We start from the raw sequence: 21,547 nt of genomic DNA on the forward strand, positions 1-21,547 counted from the left end.
GTCGGTGATCGTGCCCAACGACGAGCACGCCCGCGGGCATCTCCCCACGCTGACCGCGGCAGCGCGTCAGATCGAGCGCCGCTTCGCGCGATCGGCAGGCGTGCGGACCTCCGGTGGCGGCACGAGTGATCCCGACGACAGGTTCTCGCTCATTGAATGAGAACGCTATGTCGAGGGTGCCGTCGCCCCCGGCATCGTCTCGGGATCAGCGCACCGAGGCGAGGAAGGCCGGTAGATGGGGCTCATGGCGACGGAGGGTCGCTCGGCGGGCATCGCCGAGGTCGGGGCGGACCGGCTCGTGGTCACCGGTAAGTCGGTCGCGGCCGACGGGGTCGTCTCGCTGACGCTGGCCCACCCGGGCGGGGCACGCCTCCCGGACTGGGAGCCCGGTGCCCACATCGACGTCACCCTGGCCTCCGGTGAGACCCGCCAGTACTCGTTGTGCGGCGATCGCTGGGACCCCCACGAGTACCGGGTCGCGGTGCTGCGCGAGCCCGACGGCCGCGGCGGCTCGGCCTACGTGCACGACGAGCTCGGCCTCGATGACCGGGTCGCGCTCGGTGGACCGCGCAACAACTTCCCGATGGTTCCGTCGGCCCGCTACGTGTTCATCGCGGGCGGCATCGGGATCACCCCGATCCTGCCGATGATCCATCAGGCCCACCTCCTCGGCGTGGACTGGACGCTGCTCTACGGCGGCCGTCGCCGCGCCTCGATGGCCTTCCTCGACGACCTCACCCGCTACGGCGACCGCGTGCACGTGGTCCCCCAGGACGAGGACGGGCTGCTGCCTCTCGCGGCCTGGCTCGGGAACCCGCGCACCGACACCGTCGTCTACTGCTGTGGCCCGGCACCGCTCCTCGACGCCGTCGAGCAGACCGTGGCGGGCGCCGGCTGGGGCCCGCACCGGCTGCGGACCGAGCGGTTCAGCGCCGCGGAGGTCGGTGCGCCGGTCCGTGACGCGCCGTTCACCGTCGAGCTCACCCGGACCGGGACCAGCGTTACGGTCACCCCGGCGCTCTCGGTGCTCGAAGCCGCACGGCAGGCCGGCGCCACCACGCTCTCCTCGTGCGAGAAGGGCACCTGCGGCACCTGCGAGACCACGGTGCTCGACGGCGTGCCCGATCACCGCGACTCGATCCTCGCCGACCACGAGCGCGCCGCCGGGGACTGCATGTTCCCGTGCGTCTCCCGTTCCTGCACCGACCGACTCGTCCTGGACCTGTAGCGGAGGACCTGCCATGACCACCACCGAGGTACCGGTCGGCGAGGTCGACCCGTTCTCCCGCTCGACGCTGGAGAACCCGCTGCCGTTCCAGGCGGCGCTGCGCGACGCCGGCCCGATCGTCCCGCTGACCCGGTACGACGACCTCTACGGCATGGGGCGCTACGCCGAGGTGCACGCAGCGCTGCTCGACTGGCAGCGGTTCTGCTCCGGCTCCGGGGTGGGCCTGTCGAACTTCCGCAGGGAGCAGCCGTGGCGGCCCCCGTCGCTGCTGCTCGAGACGGACCCGCCGCATCACGACGCGCCCCGCCGGGTGCTGGCCCCGATCCTCGGCCCGCGGGCGCTGCGCCGGCTCCGCGAGCAGTGGTTCGCCGCAGGCGAGGAGCACGTCGACGCGCTGCTCGCCGACAGTGGGCCTGCGGGTGTCGTCGAGGTCGACGTGATGCCGGCGCTGGCGGAGTCCTTCCCGCTGCGGGTGTTCCCCGACGCCGTCGGCATCCCCCGGGAGGGCCGCGAGCACCTGCTGCCCTACGGCGACCACCTGTTCAACGCCTTCGGCCCGGCCAACGACCTGGTCGCCAAGGGCGCTCCGCACGTCGCCGAGCACGCCGGGTGGGTCAACGCCCAGTGCGCCCGTGAGGTCCTGACCGACGACGGGTTCGGCGCCGCGATCTGGGCCGCCGCCGACCGGGGTGAGATCACCGCCGAGCAGGCCCCGCTGGTCGTGCGCTCGCTGCTCTCGGCCGGCGTCGACACCACGGTGCACGGCCTCGGCGCGGTGCTGCGCGCCATGGCGACCCACCCCGAGGCGTGGGCCCGGCTGCGGGCCGACCCGAAGCTCGCGCGGGTCGCGTTCGACGAGGCGATCCGCTGGGAGTCCCCGGTCCAGACGTTCTTCCGTACCGCCGAGGTCGACGTCCCGGTCGGGGACACCGTCGTGCCCGAGGGCGCCAAGATCCTGATGTTCCTCGGCTCCGCGAACCGCGATCCCCGGCACTGGGCCGACCCGGACCGGTTCGACCTCGACCGCGACCCGTCCGGTCACGTCGGTTTCGGGATGGGCCTGCACCAGTGCGTCGGCCAGCACGTCGCCCGGCTCGAGGCCGAGGCCCTGCTCGCGGCGCTCGCGGCCCGGGTGGAGCGCATCGAGGTCGCGGCCGCACCGACCCGGCACCACAACAACACCATGCGCGCCTTCGAGACCCAGCCGATGCGCCTGCGCCTGGATCGCTGACCCGGCCCAGACCCCCATCAGCAGAGGAGCAAGACATGACCGCAGGAGACACGACCTCAGCGACGCCGGCCTTCGACACGGTGTCGATCGAGGTCGACGCCGAGCACGGTATCGGTTGGTTGTTCTTCGACCGCCCCGAGAAGCGCAACGCCATGAACCCGACCCTCAATCGCGAGATGATCCTCGCCCTCGAAGTGCTCGAGGCCGACGAGGCCGTCCGATGCGTCGTGCTCACCGGGCGCGGCGAGGCGTGGTCAGCAGGGATGGATCTGAAGGAGTACTTCCGCGTAGTGGAGGCGGGCCCGCCCCACGTCGAGGTCCGCGCGCGCCGCGAGTCCGCGGAGTGGCAGTGGCGGCGGCTCATCCACTTCTCGAAGCCGACGATCGCGATGGTCAACGGCTGGTGCTTCGGCGGCGCTTTCACACCGCTGGTGTGCTGCGACCTCGCGATCGCGGCGGAGGACGCCACGTTCGGTCTCTCCGAGGTGAATTGGGGCATCCCGCCCGGCGGGCTCGTGTCGCGGGCGCTCGCCGAGACCATTCCGGCCCGCGATTCCCTCTGGTTCATCATGACCGGCGAGGCCTTCGACGGTCGGCGTGCGGCCGAGATGCGTCTGGTCAACGAGGCCGTCCCGAGTGACCGGCTCCGCGAACGGACGGTCGAGGTCGCATCGAAGCTCGCAGGGATGAACACCCACGTCCTGCGGGCGGCGAAGGTCGGGTTCAAGAAGGCGCAGCAGATGTCCTGGGACGAGGCCGAGGACTACCTCTACGCCAAGCTCGACGCAGCCACGGGCCACGACCCCGACCAGGGCAAGCAGCAGGGCATGGCCCAGTTCCTCGACGACAAGACCTACCGCCCCGGCCTGGGGTCCTACGAGAAACACTGAGCACACGGGCCGACCTGCGCGACGGGCCGCACCGCTGCACGCGGCGGCGGCCCCGTCGGTCGGCTCTCCGAGCGCTTCCGCTCGTCGTCATCGTCGCCGCATGGGCCTCGCGGCCGGAGGAATTCATGAACAACCGCGGCATCGGGTCGTGGTCGGCCCGACGGGCCCGCAGCACCCGGTACGCCGTCGCCACCCTGCACGCAGGCCATCCACGGCGAGCTTCATCGTCAGGCGCACGCCCTCCGGCGGGCGCTACGCGAGGAGCTCGGGTCGTCCCCGGTGCGCGGGTGGCCGATCTCGGTCCCAACCACCCGAGTTCCTCGAGACGCTGTTCGCCGTCGCGGACATGAGCGCGGTGTTCGCCCCGCTGAACACCCGGCTCGCGGCCGCCGAGCTGGGCTACATGGTCGAGGACTCCGACAGTGCCGTGCTGTTCCACGGTGCGGCTGTGAAGGAAGCGGTCCGTTTCGTCCTGATTGAGGTGGCCCGAAGGGCCAGGGAGTCTCACGAGAAGGTCGCCGCTGAGCTCGCCGGGCGTCGCCCCGGGCTCTCTCTCGTCGAGCTCAGCCACATCGGCGAGCACGGCTATGAGGAACTGATCGCCCGCCGCCGTTTCCGACGACGCACCACCATCCGTGGCGGTGAGCCTCGAGAACGACGCGATCATCACGTACACCTCGGGCACCACCGGACGACCCAAGGGTGCTCAGCTCACCCGCGCTCAGTCATTGGCGTCGCCGACAGCGTCTCGCCCAGACTCCGTTCGGGGCCCGAAGCAGCGCCGTGAAGGCCAACCGGGCCAACCAGGTCTGGATCGACACGGAGTTTCCGCGAACGCACCCCATGGCCGCTGGCCCACTAGCGTCCAGTCAACGTTGAGATCAACGGAGGTGGAGCAGGATGCAGCAGCTGTCCGAGGGCACGTGGCCGCAGGCGTTGCCTGCGGTGGAGTTCCGGATGACTCGACCGACCGACAAGCTCGACGCGGTGCTGGAGTTCTACTGCGGCCAGCTTGGTATGCCTGAGCTCTACCGGACCAACGGGCATGGCTACGAGGTGGCGATGGTGGGACTCCCCGGCGACAAGTACCACCTGGAGTTCTCCTCGCACGTCGACGGCAGTCCCGGGCAAGCGCCCAGCCTGGAGAACCTGCTGGTCTTCTATTTCGCGACCGAGGAGCAGATGTTCGACGTGGTCCGCCGCCTCGGCGCGGCGGGTCACGAGGTGGTCGAGCTCGCGAACCCATGGTGGCGCGAGAACGGCGCACTGACCTTCGAAGACCCCGACGGCTGGCGGATCGTCCTGATGCCCAAGCCGGTCCCGCTCATGGCCTGACCACCGGCGGACGCCCGTCGTCTGCTCGACGGTCAGGGCCGGGGTACCGGAACGCATCGATGTCCCGTCGACGTCGCAATGGGCACGGCCCACAGTTATCCCGTCACGTAGCGCTGTAGGGAGATCTCCGCGGGGGTGTCGGGATCGGCGAGCAGGCCCACGACCAGCGTGCGGTGATCCCTTTCTGTGGCCGGCCGCGCGATCGGCTCGCCAGGTCTACCTGGGACACGCTTTCGCCGTTGAGGTCAGCTCCGCGCCTCATGGCGGGGGTTGGCGGCGGCGTCCGTGTTGCCGAGGGGTGCGAGCTGGTCGTCGTCCACGGCGCAGCTTTCCCTGCCGCCCGCCAGAAGCACACCCTTGCGCCCAGATCGCGCGCGGGAAGCCGTGCCGGGTCTGCCGGATGTTGACGTGATCCCGTCCGCCCACAGGTACACGTAGTCCACGCCGGACAGGTCGCGGGCGCCAAAGGCCCGTTGCTCGGCCTTCCAGGACTCGGTCAGCTTGGTGATCACCGCCGGGGACAGGCCGTGGCTGGAGCCGAGGAACTGGTCCAGGGCGGGCCCGAAGTCGCTCGAGGACAGCCCGTGCAGGTACAGCAGCGGCAGTACCTCGGTGATCTTCGGGGTCTTGCGGCGCCTCCACCGCGCCCGCCGAGGTGAGAACCTCCCGAGGCTGATGGGAGCCGTTGCGCACCACCAGCCGCCGGCCTGCCTCGTCGCGCTGGTCGGTGAACGCGGCGACGTAGGCCTCGACCTCGGCCTGCAACGCCGCGGCCAGCATCCGCCGGGCCCCGTCCCGGACGATGGTGTCGATCAACGATACCGACCCTTCTGGGCGGCGGGGGTCCTCGGCATCACGGCTCCGGGAACTACGGTGAGCACGGGTCGTACCTTCCCGACCGGCGTTGGCGCGCCGATCTTGCTTGAGCACACCAAGATCAGACGGAGGGTACGACCCCTCCAACCTCATCCACAGGTCTCAAGCATTGCTCCCGAACGCCGCCGAACCCCTCGGCCCGCAACACGGAGTTGCGTCAGCAAGCCCGGTAGGGCGTTGAAAGCCGAACGCCAACGGTCAGCGCAGGCGGTGCCACCCGGGCGGATCAGACCGGGGTGCCGGCCAGCTCGACGAGGCGGTGGATGGTTACGCGGTGTCCGTTTTTGGTGGCGTGGCGCAGTGCGGTCGCCGCGAGCCGTGGGGTGGCGGGGTCACCGCGGGCGGCGTGTAGTTCGACGTCGGCGAGGCGGGCTTCGTAGTGCCCCAGTGGGGGACCGAGGGTGAGCGCGCGCTCGACAGCCGTGCTGGCCCGGTCGAGGTTTCCGCGGGCGACGGCGACGAGCGCGGTGCGCGCCGCGGCCCAGGAGGCGAACAGGGTCAGGGTGTCGCCGGCGGCCGCGGCGGATGCGGTGAAGGCGGCGGCGGCGCTGTCGAGGTCGCCACAGGCGGTGAGCGCGATGCCGCGGGCGCGATGGGCGGTGGCGGTCCATCCCCGGTGGCCGACCCGTTGGGCGGTGTGGAGTGCTTCGATAGCGTCAGCTTCGGCTTCCTCGGTCCGGCCGAGGGCAGAGAGTGCTTCTGAGCGGTGCCACAGGGCGTAGGCCTGGCCTTCGGGGGTGTCGAGGTCGCAGGCCAGACGCAGTGCGGTGTCGGTTTCGACGAGTCCCTCGGCCGGGCGGTCCATGAAGACAAGGCCATGGCCGAGCGTGGAGCGTGGTGTCACGACCTGCAGCAGCTCCCCGGAGTCGGTGAACAGCCCAGCCGCACGGCCGAAGAGTTCCATCGCGGTGGCGATGCGCCCCTCGAGGAAGGTCGCCATGGCTCGGCCGTCGAGGATTCGGGCGGCGCCGGCGGCGTCGCCGAGGCGACGGTGCAGAGCGAGGGCCTTCTCGGCGCGCTCCCGTGCGCGGTCGGCGCGGTCGAGGTTCATGTCGAGGATTGCGGCGGTCTCCAGCGCCAGAGCCAGGGCGGTGTTGTCGCCGGCGGCGGCGACGATAGCGAGCTCGGCGAGCTCGGATGCTCGCTGGGGGTCCTGGGCGCCGAAGATCAGCATCGCCAGTCGGGAGAGGCGGCGTGAGCGGAGTGGGCCTGCGGGGGTGGCGGCGAGGGCGGCGCGCAGGTCGTCTACCGCGTGGTGGTCGCCGTGGATTGAGCCGGCTTCGGCGCGGACGGTGAGCAGGTCGGCGCGGGTGCCTGGTCGGGGGGCCAGCGCGAGCCCGGCGTCGGCGAGAGTGAACGCCTCGCGGGTGGCGTGCGCGGTCAGGGCGCCCTGGGCAGCGTGAGCGAATGATGCGGCGGCCGCGGCGGTGTCGCCGGCGTCACGATGGTGGCGGGCGATCTCGGAGTGGTCGGCGTCCTCCGCATTGAGGGCCCGGGCGAGCAGGGCGTGCAGGCGGCCCCGGTCGCCGACCTCGAGGCCTGCTGTGACGGTCTCGGTGACCAGGTCGTGCGCAGTGGCCCAGCCGCGCTCGCCGAGTCGGACCAGCCCGGCGTCGGCCAGCCCGGAAAGCGCCTCGAGCGCAGTTCGTGGTTCCAGCCCGGCTGCCTCGGCGAGAGTGGAGGCTGGGGCTTCTCGTGCGAGTAGGGCGAGCAGGGCGAGTAGTTCGGCGTGCGACCCGGTCTGCCGGCCGGCGCGGCGGCGCACGGCGGCGGCCTGTCCCGTGTGGCCGAGCTCGGCGGCGAGGGCGGCCGCTGCCGGGGATCGGGGGATCCAACCTCCGCGCGATCCGAGTGTGACGGCCCCACGCGCGAGCAGCTCGCGCAGGACTTCGGTGATGGCGAACGGGGTGCAATCGGTGCTTTCGAGCACCGCGGCGACCAGGCCCGGGTCGCGCAGCAGCCGCGAGACCGCGTCGGGTGGCAGCGGACCCACCACGATCTCGGTGCTTGCTCGGATGGATCGCAGGTCGGCGGGCACCGACGCGGCGATCTCGTCGGGGCGAAAGGTCAGCACCGTGGCCAGACGGGGGAGCCGGGCCAGCGCCGAGGCGAGCAGCAGCAGACTGCTCGGGTCGGCCCACTGCAGGTCGTCCACGACGAGCAGGGCACCGGCGCCGGTCGCGGCCCCCAGGATGCGCAGCCCCCCGGAGAGGATCAGCGCGCGACGGCTCTCGCCGTCGAGCCCTTCCTCGGTCTCGGTGGCGTCGAGCTCGGGCAGGACATCAGCGAGCGCCCAGCGCACCCGTGAGGGCAGCCCGTCGACGACAGCGCTGTCCTGGGCGACGGCCTCGCGCAGCATCGAGCGAGCCAGGCCCCAGGCCTCAGTGCGTTCGGGTAGAAATGCCCGCGCGGCGAGCACCGGCAGCGACGAGTCACGCACGAGCTCGGCCAGCACCCGTGACTTGCCCACCCCGGCGACGCCCGCAAGCGTCGCCACGTGCCGGGCCCGCACCGCCTCGCGCAGGCGGGCGAGCTCCGCGTCGCGGCCGACGAACACCGGCACACTCACCGAGCGCGGCTGCCCGCCAGCAGGGGGCGCCCGGGACGAAGCGGGGGCGGACACTTGCCCGTCCGGTGGGCGCTCGCCGTCCAGCAGCGCGATCCGCAGGGCATCGACGGCAGAGGACGGATCGACCCCGAGTTCGTCGGCCAACCGGTATTGCAGCTCGGCCAGACGGGCCAGGGCTCCCGCCAGGTCACCGGCTGCGGCCGAGGCCCGCGCGAGGACCAGCACCGCGGACTCCCGTAGCGGGTCGGCGGCGACGGCGTCCATGGCCCAGCTCACCGCGCGTGCCGGGTCGCCGAGCGCGAGTACCGCCCGGGCGGCGCGCTCGGCGAGGTCGACGTGGACGCGGTGCAGTCGTTCGCGGGGCTCGCGGGCCCAGTCGGTGTAGGTGTCCTCGACCAGCGGCTCGGCCCACATCGCCAGGCCAGCCGCCGCGGATCGCATCACGGCGGTGTCGTCGGTGGCCGCCCGGGCACGATCGGCGGCCTCGAGGAACTCGGTCACGTCAACCGTGCACTCCCCCAGCGCGTATCCACCGGTACCGGTGACGATCACCGATGATTCCCCCACAGCACGTCGCGCCCGGTTCACCAGGACCCCCAGGTTCGCGGCCGGATCAGCCGGAAGCCGATCGGGCCACAGCGCCTCGGCGAGCACCTCGTGGGTCACCAGATCGGGAGAGCGAACCGCGAGGACCCGCAGCAACGCGCGGACCTTGCGACCGCCGAACGCGGCCGGCGCCACCTCCACGCCACCGCGGCGGACCTGGAACCGCCCCAGCAACTGCAGGCGGAGCTCCGACATAGCGGTCATCGTCCTCAGCCGCCACCAGAGCGCAAGGTCGCGTTCCTACCGTCGTCCCGGTCAGACCACCCCGATCCGGGATCGACCCGGAACCCCCTCTGGAGAGCATCATGGGCACCCCATACGAGCAGCAGGACTTCGCTACCCCCACCGAGACCCGTGAGTTCCCGAACGGCCGCCTTGACCTGCTGCACATCGGCGGAGCCGACATCGGCCGGCTCACCCTCGCGCCCGGCTGGCGCTGGTCGACCGACATCAAGCCGGCCGCGGGCACCGAGTTGTGCGAGGCACCCCACTTCCAATACCACGTCAGCGGGACGCTGCGGATCCGCACCGCCGACGGCGACGAGTTCGACGCCACCCCCGGCCAGGTCACCGCGCTGCCGTCGGGCCACGACGCCTGGGTCGTCGGCCAGGACCCGGTTGTGGTCGTCGACTGGTGGGGCGCCTCCGACTACGCGAAAAGCTGAGAACAGTGCTGCCCACACTCGAGGGCCGCGACCTCTACGCGTAGAGCAGCGCCGGGTTGTTCGAGCCGTACACGCCGCCGGCGAGAACTGGGCCGCGCCCACCCCCGGGACAGGACCTCCGGGACCCGGTCAACCTGGTCAACGAGCAAGGCTGGACCCCGGAGCTAATCGCCGCGAGATCGGCCACCACCTCGACCTCAGGCTGCTCGGCCAGGACCCGTTGACCATCGCCGACCGAGTGGCCGGCGCCGCGCTCGCCACGGCCAGGCGCCGGGCACCGGAAGGCCTCGTGCAACTGTCCGTCGACGAACACCCCTGACCCACACCTGGGACCTGGCCCGAGCCCGTCGGCTACGACGAGAGCCACGACGAGGTTCGAGGCACCGAAGCGCTCTACCGGGAGATGGGTGCAATCGGCCCACGGGTCCCGGTCGAATCCGAGGCGCAACCCCAACAGCACTGCTGGGCCGGTTCGGGGCGGCATGACCACACCCGAGACCACAACACTCGCACCACGACGACAGAGATGACCATGACAGAGATGACCATGACAGAGATGACCACGACAGAGATGACCACGACCGAAGCGAACACGTCAGAAGCGAACACGTCAGAAGCGGCCACCCCCGAGACGACGACCGCGACCACGCTCGCTGCCCTCGCCCGATTCAACACAGCGTTCGATGCCCAGGACATCGATGCGATCATGGAAGCGATGACGCCCGACTGCGTCTTCGAGGACACCTCGCCCCCCAACGGCACATGTCACACCGGGGCAGGCGCGGTTCGAGCGGCCTGGACGACGCTGTTCACAGCATCACCGGACGGCGTGTTCACCACCGAGGAGACCATTATCGCCGACGACCGGGCGGTGGTGCGCTGGCGCTACGACTGGGGCAACGGACACGTCCGCGGCATCGACGTGTTCACCATCCGCGGCGGACTCGTCGCTGAGAAGCTCGCCTACGTCAAAGGGTGAGCCCCCCGGCTCGCTGACAAGACCACTGCATGTTGGCGCTCTTGCCACTGTATCCGGTCCAGTCGAGTGGGCTCAATCCGATAAGTCGGCTCCATGACCGGGAGGGTATTCGACTACCAAACGTGCGACCGACTTCGGAAACCGCTAACTGCGGCCTCGAAGGGGTGCGGCTGCGCCGGATATGGACAGCCGATCGGGCGGCCGTTCGTGGAACCGACGCCGGTCCAGCGAAATCCGGCCGGAAACGGTTCGCTGTCAGCGGTTGTCGGACTCGCCTGCGGTGTCACTGCTCGGGAGCATCGCACTGATCGCACGCGAGGCGTGCTCGGTCGCCCGGTGTGCGGTGTGCGCTGTCGAGCGCTGTGCCGATCGGGGGACCCCGACGATGTCGGCCACCTGGTGCTTGCTCGGGTGGGGCGACTTTGAGGATTTCCTGGTCGTCGACCCGGTGCTCTTGTCCGACGTCTTCCCGTGCCCCGAGGAGGCGGCGCCTCGTGGTGCCTCCGGCGTCGTCGCGTCCCGGGCCTGGGTGGAGCCATCGGGTTGGGTCTGCGCCGCAGCATGGCCGGGTGCGGGGTCCGAACGCATCGCCACGACGGGTTCGACGGCCAGTTCGGGGGTGGCGGGGCGGTCACGATCGGCGGCGTCCGCTTCGCGGTCGCCGGAGCCGACCGGCGGGCGCGCGGGAATGGTGGATTCCCGGGATGGGCCGGGTCTATTGGCGGGACCCGTCGCGGGGGTCGGGCCGAGCATCGGGTCGGGCACCGGAGGGGCCGCGGCCACGACGCTGCGCGTGGCGTCCGCGGGGGCAGGTCCCCCGTGGGCCGCCGCCGCGACCCCGCTGCCGAGGGCCAGCAGCAGGACCAGGCTCGCGGCGCCCGCCGTCACCCGTGGCCGACGTCGCTGCGGCCGGGCGGCCGGTCGACTGGGTTCCGCCCCGTGGGGTGTCGGCGTGGGGGAGCCAGGGCTGCTAGGTCCGCGTCGAGAGCCGGTGGCGGTCGAGTGGGGCGAGACCGAGGGACCGTGCTCGCCGGGACGATCCACCGCCGCGCTGGAGATCGGGCGCAGCTGGGCCGGCTCCCCGGCGGCCGAGCCGAGCAGGGCAGCGAAGTGCGCGGCCAGCTCGGCGGCGTCGGGCCGCCGGTCGGCCTGCGGGCGGGTCATGGCCGCCAACGCGGCCGCGACCGGGTCGGGAAGCTCGGCCGGGATGGCCGGTGGGCGACCGAGGCGGGCGGGCGCCGCGGTCGCCGGGTCGCCGGGATACTCACGGCGCCCGGTCAGGCACTCCAGCAGCACTAGGCCCAGGGCATACATGTCCGCGGCCGGCCCGATCGGCTGCCCGCGTACCTGTTCGGGCGCCAGGTAGGCCGGCGTCCCCAGGATCAGCCCCTCCAGGGTCAGCGCGGCCGCCCCGAGCCAGGTGGCGATACCGAAATCGGTCAGATACGGCCGATCGGTGTGGTCGAGCAGCACATTGGCGGGTTTGAGATCGCGGTGGGTCACCCCGCTGCGATGGACATGACTCAGACCCGCGAGCAGGCCCCCGCCCAGGCGCAGGGTCTGGCCCAGGGTCAGCGGGCCCGATGCCAGCCGTTCGGAGAGACTCGAGCCCTCCACCAACTGCAGCACGAAGAACGACCGCCCCGCGTGGGTGCCCGCGTCGAACACCGACACCACCCGGGGATGGTTCAAACCGGCCACTGTGCGCACCTCACGCCAGCGCCGCGGCTCCGCGGACCCGGTCGGCTCCGCAGACCCGCTCGGGAACAGCTTGATCGCCACCGGCCGCCCCAAAAGCGCGTCGTGGCCGCGGAACACCTCGCTCGACCCGCCGCGGCCGATCAACGACCCGACCCGATAACGCCCCCCGCCCAGAACGGCAGGCACCGGCTCTGCCCACCCCGGCGCCCCACCGGCGACGATCCGCCCCTCGGCGTCCTCGCCCCGGTCGACCGAGGCTTGCGTTGGCACCTCGTCCCAGAGCGCGTCCAACTCGCCCGCCATGGTCCCCCGCTTTGACGTCGGCTCGCCGCCACGCAGCACCGGGGTCCAGGGCGTCAGCGCAGATCTTCTGCACCGACAGTAACCAGTCGACCACCCTGACGGCCATACCAGTCGCCGTCTGTTCCGACCCGGATCGCTGCTGCATGCCGCGCCCCGCACGGCGAGCCGAGGTCGTCGACGGGCACGAACACAGTCAGCAGACAGCCGAGGGCGGCGGGATGACGATCCTGGTAGCCACCGCCGTCACCGATACCGGGGCAGCCCGGGGCAGAGTCGGTCGAGGCCGTTCGCCAGCCGGGGGGTACGGGTCAACCAGGCCGCGGCGGCGGCCAATACCGCCAGGTCGTCATCCACGCGATTCCTCGGCCAACACACGTTCCCCTCGTTGTCGTCTCGGACCGGACCATCGGCCTGCCGGCCGGCCGCGGTCCGCGAGCGCGGCCCGGCGCACCCGCAGCAGCACCGTGGGGTCGTGCTGCCTGCTCCGATTAAGTCGGCTCTATGGCATACGGCTGCGAGGTGCGAATGACCTGGGACAGCCTCAGTACCCGATAGAAGGCGTTCGCTCCGACCGAGAATCTGTCAGACGGCCGAGGCGGGACCGCGGCGGGTGACCCGGGATGCCCGCGCCGCCAGCACGTGGAAGGCGGAACCCGTCCTTTAGAGCGGCTTGGAGCCGGTGGGTGACAGGGGTCGGGGACCTCGCGGTAAGGGGGTGCCGCCACCGCCGCCGGGCGGGTCGTCTCCCCAGGGCGCACACCAGAAGCAGACCCGACTCCCGGTGACGATGCGCGCCCGCGGGCGTGGGACCTGCCCGCGAACGACCGCGACGTCCTCGCGGTCGACGCAGGCTACGCCCGAAGCTGGCAACACCCGATGGGGCAGCAGATCGGCGTCGAGCACGGCGTCCTCGGCAGCCCTTATCGAGAGCCCGTGCAGCGCGGGCACCTCAGTGATCGACCGCAGTCGACTCATGACGCTCAACGATAGCCCCGTGCAGGCCTGAGGGTTGACCGAGGTCCGACCGACTGGTGGGGCCGAGCTGATCAGGTCGGGAGGTCTTTGGCCGCTGTGATCTCGGTGTCCGGGCCGGGGAATACCCAGCAGCGGCCCCGGCTTTCGAAGTGCACCAGGAATGGGCCATCCTCGCCGCGCACTTCGACGATCGTGCCGATTCGGTCTGCCTGATCGACTCGTCGGCCATGCTGAGTGATCAGGTCTCCCACGTTGCCGCGCATTTGCCTCACCTACGTCCTGCCGATCGCGTCGCGCTGAGGTCACGGTCGTGGCATCCGGTAGTGGCTGTCAACGGCGAGGGGCCTGCGGTGACCGAAGAGGGCGGATTCAGCGCGTAGAGGCCTGTCGTGACCGTCCCCAGTTTCGGGACGGCGGTGGCTGGGGTTCCGGCGGACGGGGCGGTTGGGGGCCTTGCGGTCGGGGCTCAGAGACCGAGTTCGGTCGCCCCGGTGACGTCGATGCTGGATTCGATGGCCCCGGCTCGGGGCTCTGCCCCACAGCGTCGGGCCAGTGTCTCGAGGTAGCGCGACAGCGCCAGCAGCACGGAGAGGCGGTCCATGTGGGCGGCCGGACGTTCGCCCCGCGTCGCCATGTGGGTCACCGTCGTCGCGGGCTCGATCACCGCCCTGATGGCGATTCCGCCCCTGCTGATGCCCGATATGAGCACCGGCGAGATCGCCTACTTCGTCCTCTACATCGTGCTTACCGTGGTGGTCGTATTCCTGGTCCGCGGCGAACTTGGTCGTACTCGCGGGCAAGCCCGGTCGAAAACTGTCCGGGGACGGGGTCTGGCATTCTGACGAACCAGAACTCCTCAGGAGGCTCCCAGGTTTACGCATCGAGCTGGATCATGTCGGCGTTCATCACGTCCGGTGCGATGATGTTGCCGCTGAAATTGACCTGCTCGAAGTAATCTAGGAAACCCGCTTCCTTCGCGCCGACTTCGAGTCGGTCGCTGAAAGCCTTGTCGTGCAGCTTCCAGACGGCCATGTACCGATAATCCATGCGCTCCGGACCCGTGTTGTCGTTGATGGCACAGCCAAGGAACTCGGCACCCTGTTCGACTAGGCTCATAATGAACGGACCGATCTTCTCGTGGAAGAACTGCTGTCGCTCCTCCAGGGAAAGCGCGATCCAAGACGGCCTGGCTTTCCAGACCTCGGTAAGGATGTAGCCGCTCTCGCTGTCCATGGGGTGTCCACCTGGTTCCTTTCCAAATTGCCTGTTGTTAGGCAGACAAACTCCGTATAATCCATGCCGAGCGCTCTATGCGCAACTGCGTGAGGTCGTTCGTAGCGAGAAGCCTAACCTCGATCTTTCGGCCGCACGGTGATCTCCGTCGGGCATTAGCCCGGACGGGCGCTACGGAGCGGCCTATCGGGCATGTTCGGAGATCAACGCGCAGCTCTGTGCCCAGACTTGTTTCTCGTGGTCGGACACGAGCCCCGTGCCAATCAGCGTCAGCGAGGCGGTCGCCTACGGCCGTCATCGAAGCCCGTGTCCGCTGCACCGGCGGGCCACCACCCACCACCGGTCGCGCCGGCCGAACGAGGCTATGGAACTCATCGGCAGCGCGATGGGTTCCGGGATCACTCGCTTGGCGAGCGACAACCCTGTCACTTCACGGCCACCCCTCCATTGTCGTCGGCCAGCATCGCTGTTCCGTCACGGCACCACGACACCGCGTCCGTGCATGCGCCCATTCTCGAGGTCGGCGATGGCGTCGGCGATCGCGTCCAACCCGTAGGTGCGGGTTCGAAGGCTCACGACTCCGGCGGCGGTGAGCGCGATGAGCTCGCGCAGATCATCGTGGCTGCCCACCGCATTGCCGACGATGCTGATCTCGGGCAGCACCAGGTTGAAGGTGGGCACCCGCAGCTCACCGCCGTAGCCGACGACGAAGTAGGTCCCCGCAGCGCGCACCATGGCGAGCGATGCCGTCGGGACGTCGCCCTCGCCCACGAAGTCGATCACTGCCTCCGCGCCGCTACCCCCGGTGATCCAGGCGACCTCGATACCTGCCATGTCGGCCGTGATGGCGTGGTGGGCGCCGCAGTCAATCGCCAGTTTCAACGCCTCGGGGTCGGGATCGACCGCGATCACCTCAGCCGGACCCAGCGCCCGAAGACACTGGACAGCGATGTGTCCCAGCCCGCCGATCCCGACCACGACGACTCGGGTTACCGGACCGAGGATCTGGACCGCCTTGCGGACGATGTGCGTGACGGTCAGGCCGGCGTCGGCATGCGGCGCGAGCGCTAAAGGCTCGAGTCCGTTGGGCGGCCGGAGCACGGCTCGGTCGGTGGTCTTGAGCAACTCGGCGAAGCCACCCGGGCGCGTTAGCGTCGTCGCTCTCGAACGCGACGTCCGGCGATGGAGAACCAAATCTGGAACCAAGACCCGAAATCGTTCGTGTGGACCAAGGCCGCGAAGGACATCCTCCAATCCTTGCCAAAATGTATCGCGACGAATCTCTGACGCAGGACACCGGCGACGTCGAGTCGGGTGCCGCGCCTCTATATCTTACGATCCCGAGAGCGAGTCACGCCAACCGATCGCGTCGACCTCTGCGGCCACGGCATCCATCACATCCATCACGGGTTCCACTCGAAATTGAAAAACCGCAAATGCGCTGGATAACCGGTGGATATCTGCAGGCTCATCGGTTTCGATCACGGCATAACCGCCGAACTCACCGACCCTAACTACGAATTGATGAAAGGTCAGACTTTCAGGCATCTTCCATGACTGGAAGACCTCGAGCACTCGTTTCTGTGCGGCCTCATAATCGTTGAAAGATCCGCCCGAGCGTTCCCACCAGGTTGCAACGTATTTCATCTTGGACTCCCAAAGCGCGACAATCGTGTCGTAGAACGATAGCAGGAGACATAGAATCGTTCTATCGTAACTTTATGTAGGTGAACAACTCCTGTCTGCCGTCTTAGCCGTTAGCCGCATCCTTCCCTCCGTCCTCGCCGGCGGAGGAGAAGTCGAGCGGGACCGTCGATAAGGACGCGCATTCAAATGAAGATGCATGCGGCTACTTCACCTTGATCGAGAGCGGCGACGGGTATAGGGCGCACGAGCCGCTACTAGGCCGAGACTGGCCCGCGTGCTCGACGAGCAAGTCGCGTCGAGTTGAGGCACCTGATGGCGTGACTAGTGTCGCGTGAACGAGGTTCGTTTACCGGGTGTGGCGTGGGGGAGTAGTTCGTCGGCGGTCCTGGTCCATACGAAGGGGCCGCATCGGGTGTTCCAGCCGTCGATGTAGGTGCGGATCGCGGCGGTGAGGTCGTCGACGCTGGCGTAGCTGCCGCGGCGGATGGCGTGACGGGTGATGATCGAGAAGAAGACCTCGACGAGGTTGAGCCAGGAGCCCGAGGTCGGGGTGAAGTGCAGCGTGACCCGCGGATGCCGCGCCAGCCACGCCCTCACCGTGGGGTGCTTGTGGGTGGCATAGTTGTCCACCACGACGTGCAGCTTGACCCGGGGGTAGGCCTTCGCGACCTGCTTGAGGAACGTGAGGAACTCCTGGTGTCGGCGCCGGTCGAAGCACGCGTCGACCACTTTGCCAGTGGCGACCTCGAGCGCTGCGAACAGTGTGGTGGTGCCGCGGCGGACGTAGTCGTGGGTGGCCTTCTCCGGCAGCCCGGGGCGGATCGGCGGGATCGGCGCGGTCCGGTCCAACGCTTGGACCTGCGACTTCTCGTCCACACAGAGCACGACTGCCTTCTCCGGGGGATGCAGGTACAAGCCCACGACGTCGCGCAGCTTGGCCTCGAGCTCAGGGTCGGTCGAGAACTTGAAGGTCTCCTGCTTCCAGGGCTGCAGGCCCCACCGCCGCCACACCTTGGCCACGGTGACGTTGCTCATACCCAGCTCGGCGCCGAGTAGCCGGCTCGACCAGTGCCTCACCCCCAGCCGCTCGGGCGGCGCTTCCAGGGTGCGCGCGACGACCTCGGCTTCGTCGGTGTCCGAGGGCCGTCCCGGCTTCGGCCGATCCTCAAGCCCGCCGAGCCCTTCGGCGGCGTAGCGCTGCTTCCAGAGGATCACCGTCGGCTTTGAGACGCCGACTCGGCGCACGATCTCGTTGGTGCCGATCCCCTCACCCGCGAGTAGCACGATGTGCGCCCGCTGCATCAGGTCCGCGCGGATCGCCCGAGCCGGAGTCCATCCCCCAATGTGTGCTCGGGTGGTCGGTCCGGTGGCGGTTACTGGTCGTCGGTGAGGTGGTGGTGTGGGTCGACGACGTGCAGCGCGATGTTCGCGGTGCGGGCGCGGTCTTGGGCGACTGCGAGCACCTCGTGGACGCAGGGGTCGGTGCCGGTGACCGCGCGCACGTTGAGCACCACGACGCTGGGTGTGGTCTCGAGTGCGGTGTGCAGCTGGCGGCTCAGTACCGCAGCGTCGTTGCGGCCCAGATCGCCCCCCACGGTGATGATGACCCCGCCCATGGTGTCGTGACGGGCCTCGATCCGCGCGCCTGCTCCGGTCGGCACCGACAACACCTTCCCCGCGGCGGCCAGTGGCGCTGGGCGGGGGCTGGGCACGGCGGCGGGCCTGCTCACCGGGGTTGAGGCAGGAGCCGGGGAGGTGGTCGGCGGCGCCGTGGTGGGCCGCGGGCTGGTGACGGCCGAAGTAGCGCGGGCGGCCGAGGCGGCCGGCTCGGAGGCGAGCACGAGAACAGACATCGCGACTTGCTCCCTGCAGCTGCGGACGACCGGGACCGGGCTTGCGCCGACCCCGACCCGGGTGCCTGCCCAGGGCGCGCCGTCCCCGGACCGTCCTCGGTATGGCCTACGTCACACCAGTGTCGGCGCCGCGTCAAGCAACCGGACGAGAGGGGCTGGCGCGCCCCGGTGACCCGCGTCCACTCGCGGGAGCCGAGCTCGCCGCCGAGCCGTGGAGGGCGGTGCGACCTGCGCACACGCCTGGCCAACCTGACCGTCGTTCCCCAGGGCGCGGACCCGCGACCGGACGCTGGACTCGCATGCGCCCCTTCCTGCCCGCCACGCCCACGCCGGTCCCGCTCGACGCGCTGCTGTTCGACCGCACCGCGGCCAGACCCACCGGAGTACCTACGGGTCGTCCGGGTGCACCGGCTGGGCGGGCGGGTGCAGCCGGGCGGTGGTGACGCGGATCTCGTCCAACCCTTGCTCGGCCAGCAGCGCGCGCAGGTCCAGCATCACGTTGGCCGCGGCCCCGGGGTCAAGCGGACCGTAGCTCTCGACCGGGCCAAGACGGTGATCAACGACCACTACGACATACAGGCCCTGCTCGAACGCTGCGCCCAACGCATCCATGTTGGCCACCCCCGTCGCGGAGCGATGCCCCTGACACGCCAGACAACCCGGACGAGGAAGTCCCGTAAGAGTGAGCAGGCCGGGGATCAACGCGTCGCGCCGTGCCGACGAGCGCCGGCCGGAGATCGTGGATCAGGCCGCCGCACTCGCAAGACCGCAAGTAGTGGCGCACCCGGACCGACGATTCCTGGAGATCCCCGTCGTCGGCGCCCTGACACGCGCGACCCTGCGATCCGCAATAAGGGGCTGGGAGGCGACCTTCACCGCATATCGCGGTGGCGAGTTGCTCGAGCGCTGGGCCGGTTATACCTCCGGCCCATGAAGGGACCGTCACCTGCAACCTCGTCCGATAAGTCGGCTCAATGTCAGGACCGACGATCGGCCTGCCAGCAGCCATCCCGCCGGCTCCGGGGCCCCATCCCCGGAGGCCCCACTCGCGGGGCCGACCGGCGCGGCGGGCTCGTCACCACCCGAGGCGAGGTCGCGGATGAACTCGACCAAAGTCGAGGCGGCCAACGATGACCGAACCAGCTCGTCGGCAAGCCGCTGGCCGCTCAACCCGCCCTCGGTGTCGCGGTACAGCTCCAGGGTGCCCAACCGCATCGCCCCGGGTCAGTCTCCGGGCGGGGCGTAAGCCTGACGTGCGCGGCCGGCCTTCTCGAGGACCGCTGGCATGTCGCCAGGGGCGATCAGTGGTCGGGTCTCGACTTTCGAGAACGCTCCCGTGCTGGTGACCGCGATGGAAATCGCGGCCACGTCGGAGGCGTCCGGCATGTCGACGATGACCATTCCGTCGTACTCGCCGAACATGTAGTAGACCAGTTCGACGTTCCCGCTGAGGCTGGCGATTGCGGCTGCGATCGCGTTGCCGCGATCGGATGGTCTTGCCAGCAGATGATCCCAGGTCTCTGGTCGGTAGCTGAAGAACGTCACAAACTTCGCCATCGCTTTGAACTCCTCACGATCTGGACTACGATTCGATTGCGCCACCGAGTCCGTCACCTCAGCTCCAGGTCCGCACACGGGCGGCTTGTGACGGTCTCGGTGAAATGCGTCTTGCGGGAACCGGCCGTACTCCCTGTGGGCGCTCGACGAAGTCCCGAGGACGAGCGTAGGCGGGTTGGACTTGCGCCGGAAGCAGCGCGCCGGGGCGCGGTTGTTACTCCAGCGCCATCATCCACGACGGCCTACGCCGCGGCGGTCCCGAGCGGCGGCGCGAGACTCGGCCATATCCCAGTGGTTCCGGGATCAGACTGTGGGTTGGGCCGGGGTGATGTTGGCGTTGCCGCGGAACACGTTGTCCGGGTCGTAGGTCGCCTTGATCGCGGCGAGCCGGTCGAACTTCGTGCCGTAGGCGGAGCGGATGCGGTCGGGCTCGTACTCGGACATGAAGTTCACGTACTCCCCGCCCTGGCGGGCAAACGGCTGCAGGGCGTCCCAGAGCCCGCGAACCCATTCCCGGTCGATGGCCATCAGCTCGGGTGTCGGTGCGATGGCGTCGATGCTGACGTTGAATCGGGCGGAACGGCGCGTGGACAACGCCGTGGCGTCGTCCGGGACGTCGGCGTAGGCGCCTCCGAGCGGGAAGATCGGCAGGACACTCATCGGGCTGGACTTACGGGGCAGGTGGTCGGCCAGGACCGCGATCGCGTCGTCGGTCAGGTCGTCGAGGACGAGGCCCTTCGAGTAGGCATGCATGCCCCACGGTCCGGCCCCGTCGATCATCTGCTGCAGTGCGACGTAGGGCATGTCCTGGACCATCTCGAACGCCGGGGTCAGCCGCGCGCAGACCTTCGCGAGGCGATGGTCGTGCGCGGCAGCGTCACCGAACCCCACGAGGATCATGGCGATGCCGGGCGCGAGCTGGTGCTCTGGCGGCACGAACGGTGCTGGCGCGGCGTTCAACCCGGCAATGAGTATCCCCGCGTCCCGCGGCAACTCGGCGCAGACGTCGCGGGCCAACTGCAGCGCCGGCGTGCACCGCTCCAGCTCCCAGAACAGCATCGCGACGTGCACCTGTGGACCGACCGGGTGCAGGTTGAACTCGAACTCGGTCACCACCCCGAAGTTGCCGCCACCCCCGCGCAACGCCCAGAGCAGGTCGGGGTGCTCGTCAGCGTCGGCCCGCACCACACGGCCGTCAGCCAGAACGACCTGCGCGGCGACGAGATTGTCGACGAGCAGCCCGGCCATCTGCGTCAGATAGCCGTAGCCCCCGCCGAGTGCGAGACCGCCGACTCCGGTATGACTGATCGTCCCACCGGTGACCGCGAGGCCGCGCCGCTGGGTGGCAGCGTCGAGGTCGGCCATCGTCGCGCCGCCGCCACAGCGAACCCGGCGCGTCTGCGGGTCGACCACGACCGCGGTCATCCGGGCCCCGAGATCGATCACCATACCGCCGTCGACGCACGAGGCCCCGGACGCACTGTGCCCACCGCCGCGCACCGCCAGCTCCAGACCGCGCGCTCGCGCGTGCCCGACCGCAGCGGCCACATCGCGGGCCCCGGCGGGGCAGGCGACCACGGCGGGATGCCGGTCGATGGCGGCGTTCCACAGCGACCGGGCACGCTCATAGCCCGGATCACCGGCACCGCCAAGCAAACCCTTCCGAACAGCGCCACGAGCATCGATCGAGTGGTTCATGGCCTACTCCTTGTCCTTCGGCCGACCCTGGACGAGCGGGTCGATGCCGAAACGCTAGGAAGCGAAGTCCGCCCACCGCGTCGGTCTGAACACGCATCCACGACGACTGCAGAAACGGACAGATGCCCGCGAAACCACCGTCAACAGTGCGGTACTGCGTAAGTACCGCCACGGCGCCACCAAGAACGGCGCACCGAGGTA

20 protein-coding genes and 2 pseudogenes are annotated in these 21,547 nt (G+C 69.8%); 9 read left to right on the forward strand and 13 right to left on the reverse strand.

All coding sequences use genetic code 11. The annotated features are described in order from the left end of the window. The first annotated feature begins 244 nt into the window (after positions 1–244). The 6 genes and pseudogenes from VGI02_RS01480 (at position 245) to VGI02_RS01505 (ending at position 4,684) form a co-directional block, all read left to right on the forward strand. Positions 245–1,228 (forward strand): PDR/VanB family oxidoreductase, encoded by a 984-nt coding sequence (locus VGI02_RS01480; RefSeq protein ID WP_331625454.1) that lies wholly within the window; start codon positions 245–247, stop codon positions 1,226–1,228. Positions 1,229–1,241: 13 nt separating this feature from the next. Next, entirely contained in the window at positions 1,242–2,459 is a 1,218-nt protein-coding gene (locus tag VGI02_RS01485; protein WP_331625455.1) for a cytochrome P450, read from the forward strand. A 35-nt stretch (positions 2,460–2,494) separates the two neighbouring features. Beyond that, the gene (locus VGI02_RS01490) at positions 2,495–3,349 is read left to right on the forward strand and encodes a p-hydroxycinnamoyl CoA hydratase/lyase (RefSeq protein ID WP_331625456.1); all 855 of its coding nucleotides are present in this window, start codon (positions 2,495–2,497) and stop codon (positions 3,347–3,349) included. A 100-nt stretch (positions 3,350–3,449) separates the two neighbouring features. Beyond that, a pseudogene (locus VGI02_RS01495) lies at positions 3,450–3,848 on the forward strand (AMP-binding protein); the annotation flags it as partial. Positions 3,849–3,990: 142 nt separating this feature from the next. Continuing rightward, positions 3,991–4,374 carry an AMP-binding protein gene (locus VGI02_RS01500; protein WP_331625457.1) on the forward strand — a complete coding sequence of 128 codons (384 nt, stop codon included), beginning with the start codon at positions 3,991–3,993 and terminating at the stop codon, positions 4,372–4,374. Continuing rightward, positions 4,307–4,684, forward strand: a complete 378-nt coding sequence (locus tag VGI02_RS01505; protein ID WP_331625459.1) for a VOC family protein — start codon at positions 4,307–4,309, stop codon at positions 4,682–4,684. Before VGI02_RS01500 ends, VGI02_RS01505 begins: the two co-directional genes overlap by 68 nt. A 410-nt stretch (positions 4,685–5,094) precedes the next feature. Here VGI02_RS01505 and VGI02_RS01510 read toward each other — a convergent pair. Together VGI02_RS01510 and VGI02_RS01515 are read right to left on the reverse strand one after the other, a co-directional pair. Continuing rightward, a pseudogene (locus VGI02_RS01510) lies at positions 5,095–5,500 on the reverse strand (transposase); the annotation flags it as partial. 286 nt (positions 5,501–5,786) lie between these two features. Next, positions 5,787–8,930, reverse strand: a complete 3,144-nt coding sequence (locus VGI02_RS01515) for an ATP-binding protein (protein WP_331625460.1) — start codon at positions 8,928–8,930, stop codon at positions 5,787–5,789. A gap of 110 nt (positions 8,931–9,040) precedes the next feature. On the opposite strand from VGI02_RS01515, the gene VGI02_RS01520 reads away from it, so the two are divergent. Next, positions 9,041–9,400 carry a cupin domain-containing protein gene (locus tag VGI02_RS01520; protein WP_331625461.1) on the forward strand — a complete coding sequence of 120 codons (360 nt, stop codon included), beginning with the start codon at positions 9,041–9,043 and terminating at the stop codon, positions 9,398–9,400. Positions 9,401–9,941: 541 nt separating this feature from the next. After that, complete coding sequence (locus tag VGI02_RS01525; protein WP_331625462.1) at positions 9,942–10,379, forward strand: nuclear transport factor 2 family protein; 438 nt, start codon at positions 9,942–9,944, stop codon at positions 10,377–10,379. A gap of 255 nt (positions 10,380–10,634) precedes the next feature. Here the strand turns inward: VGI02_RS01525 and VGI02_RS01530 are convergent, their stop codons facing one another. The 3 genes from VGI02_RS01530 to VGI02_RS01540 all read right to left on the reverse strand — a co-directional run bounded on the left by VGI02_RS01530 (position 10,635) and on the right by VGI02_RS01540 (position 13,992). Beyond that, positions 10,635–12,383: a serine/threonine protein kinase gene (locus VGI02_RS01530; protein WP_331625464.1), complete on the reverse strand. Its 1,749-nt coding sequence runs from the start codon at positions 12,381–12,383 to the stop codon at positions 10,635–10,637. Positions 12,384–13,429: 1,046 nt separating this feature from the next. Further along, positions 13,430–13,621 (reverse strand): DUF1918 domain-containing protein, encoded by a 192-nt coding sequence (locus tag VGI02_RS01535; protein ID WP_331625465.1) that lies wholly within the window; start codon positions 13,619–13,621, stop codon positions 13,430–13,432. A gap of 203 nt (positions 13,622–13,824) precedes the next feature. Beyond that, complete coding sequence (locus tag VGI02_RS01540; RefSeq protein ID WP_331625466.1) at positions 13,825–13,992, reverse strand: hypothetical protein; 168 nt, start codon at positions 13,990–13,992, stop codon at positions 13,825–13,827. On the opposite strand from VGI02_RS01540, the gene VGI02_RS01545 reads away from it, so the two are divergent. Further along, on the forward strand, positions 13,991–14,200 hold the full coding sequence (locus tag VGI02_RS01545; protein ID WP_331625467.1) for a hypothetical protein: 210 nt from the start codon (positions 13,991–13,993) through the stop codon (positions 14,198–14,200). The genes VGI02_RS01540 and VGI02_RS01545 overlap by 2 nt on opposite strands. A 31-nt stretch (positions 14,201–14,231) precedes the next feature. On the opposite strand, the gene VGI02_RS01550 is transcribed toward VGI02_RS01545, so the two are convergent. The 8 genes from VGI02_RS01550 to VGI02_RS01585 all read right to left on the reverse strand — a co-directional run bounded on the left by VGI02_RS01550 (position 14,232) and on the right by VGI02_RS01585 (position 21,346). Continuing rightward, positions 14,232–14,591, reverse strand: coding sequence for a DUF6616 family protein (locus VGI02_RS01550; RefSeq protein WP_331625468.1), 360 nt, complete (start codon positions 14,589–14,591; stop codon positions 14,232–14,234). Between the two features lie 474 nt (positions 14,592–15,065). Further along, positions 15,066–15,716, reverse strand: coding sequence for a zinc-binding dehydrogenase (locus tag VGI02_RS01555; RefSeq protein WP_331625469.1), 651 nt, complete (start codon positions 15,714–15,716; stop codon positions 15,066–15,068). A gap of 207 nt (positions 15,717–15,923) precedes the next feature. Beyond that, positions 15,924–16,238: a DUF3303 domain-containing protein gene (locus tag VGI02_RS01560; RefSeq protein WP_331625470.1), complete on the reverse strand. Its 315-nt coding sequence runs from the start codon at positions 16,236–16,238 to the stop codon at positions 15,924–15,926. Between the two features lie 321 nt (positions 16,239–16,559). Next, positions 16,560–17,582 (reverse strand): IS630 family transposase, encoded by a 1,023-nt coding sequence (locus VGI02_RS01565; RefSeq protein WP_414638175.1) that lies wholly within the window; start codon positions 17,580–17,582, stop codon positions 16,560–16,562. Positions 17,583–17,611: 29 nt separating this feature from the next. Next, the gene (locus tag VGI02_RS01570; RefSeq protein WP_331625471.1) at positions 17,612–17,899 is read right to left on the reverse strand and encodes a hypothetical protein; all 288 of its coding nucleotides are present in this window, start codon (positions 17,897–17,899) and stop codon (positions 17,612–17,614) included. A gap of 579 nt (positions 17,900–18,478) precedes the next feature. Next, on the reverse strand, positions 18,479–18,703 hold the full coding sequence (locus tag VGI02_RS01575) for a hypothetical protein (protein ID WP_331625472.1): 225 nt from the start codon (positions 18,701–18,703) through the stop codon (positions 18,479–18,481). A gap of 612 nt (positions 18,704–19,315) precedes the next feature. Continuing rightward, positions 19,316–19,705: a GYD domain-containing protein gene (locus tag VGI02_RS01580; protein ID WP_331625473.1), complete on the reverse strand. Its 390-nt coding sequence runs from the start codon at positions 19,703–19,705 to the stop codon at positions 19,316–19,318. A 246-nt stretch (positions 19,706–19,951) separates the two neighbouring features. Further along, complete coding sequence (locus VGI02_RS01585) at positions 19,952–21,346, reverse strand: FAD-binding oxidoreductase (RefSeq protein WP_331625474.1); 1,395 nt, start codon at positions 21,344–21,346, stop codon at positions 19,952–19,954. Between the last annotated feature and the right edge of the window lie 201 nt (positions 21,347–21,547).

The organism is Actinomycetospora sp., from assembly GCF_036497245.1.
Classification (GTDB): Bacteria; Actinomycetota; Actinomycetes; order Mycobacteriales; family Pseudonocardiaceae; genus Actinomycetospora.

Coding starts and splice junctions, on each gene's coding strand:
- VGI02_RS01480 (WP_331625454.1), top strand. CDS start 245: ATGGCGACGGAGGGTCGCTCGGCGGGCATCGCCGAGGTCGGGGCGGAC.
- VGI02_RS01485 (WP_331625455.1), top strand. CDS start 1,242: ATGACCACCACCGAGGTACCGGTCGGCGAGGTCGACCCGTTCTCCCGC.
- VGI02_RS01490 (WP_331625456.1), top strand. CDS start 2,495: ATGACCGCAGGAGACACGACCTCAGCGACGCCGGCCTTCGACACGGTG.
- VGI02_RS01505 (WP_331625459.1), top strand. CDS start 4,307: ATGACTCGACCGACCGACAAGCTCGACGCGGTGCTGGAGTTCTACTGC.
- VGI02_RS01515 (WP_331625460.1), bottom strand. CDS start 8,930: ATGTCGGAGCTCCGCCTGCAGTTGCTGGGGCGGTTCCAGGTCCGCCGC.
- VGI02_RS01520 (WP_331625461.1), top strand. CDS start 9,041: ATGGGCACCCCATACGAGCAGCAGGACTTCGCTACCCCCACCGAGACC.
- VGI02_RS01525 (WP_331625462.1), top strand. CDS start 9,942: ATGACCATGACAGAGATGACCACGACAGAGATGACCACGACCGAAGCG.
- VGI02_RS01530 (WP_331625464.1), bottom strand. CDS start 12,383: ATGGCGGGCGAGTTGGACGCGCTCTGGGACGAGGTGCCAACGCAAGCC.
- VGI02_RS01535 (WP_331625465.1), bottom strand. CDS start 13,621: ATGCGCGGCAACGTGGGAGACCTGATCACTCAGCATGGCCGACGAGTC.
- VGI02_RS01545 (WP_331625467.1), top strand. CDS start 13,991: ATGTGGGTCACCGTCGTCGCGGGCTCGATCACCGCCCTGATGGCGATT.
- VGI02_RS01540 (WP_331625466.1), bottom strand. CDS start 13,992: ATGGCGACGCGGGGCGAACGTCCGGCCGCCCACATGGACCGCCTCTCC.
- VGI02_RS01550 (WP_331625468.1), bottom strand. CDS start 14,591: ATGGACAGCGAGAGCGGCTACATCCTTACCGAGGTCTGGAAAGCCAGG.
- VGI02_RS01560 (WP_331625470.1), bottom strand. CDS start 16,238: ATGAAATACGTTGCAACCTGGTGGGAACGCTCGGGCGGATCTTTCAAC.
- VGI02_RS01575 (WP_331625472.1), bottom strand. CDS start 18,703: ATGGATGCGTTGGGCGCAGCGTTCGAGCAGGGCCTGTATGTCGTAGTG.
- VGI02_RS01585 (WP_331625474.1), bottom strand. CDS start 21,346: ATGAACCACTCGATCGATGCTCGTGGCGCTGTTCGGAAGGGTTTGCTT.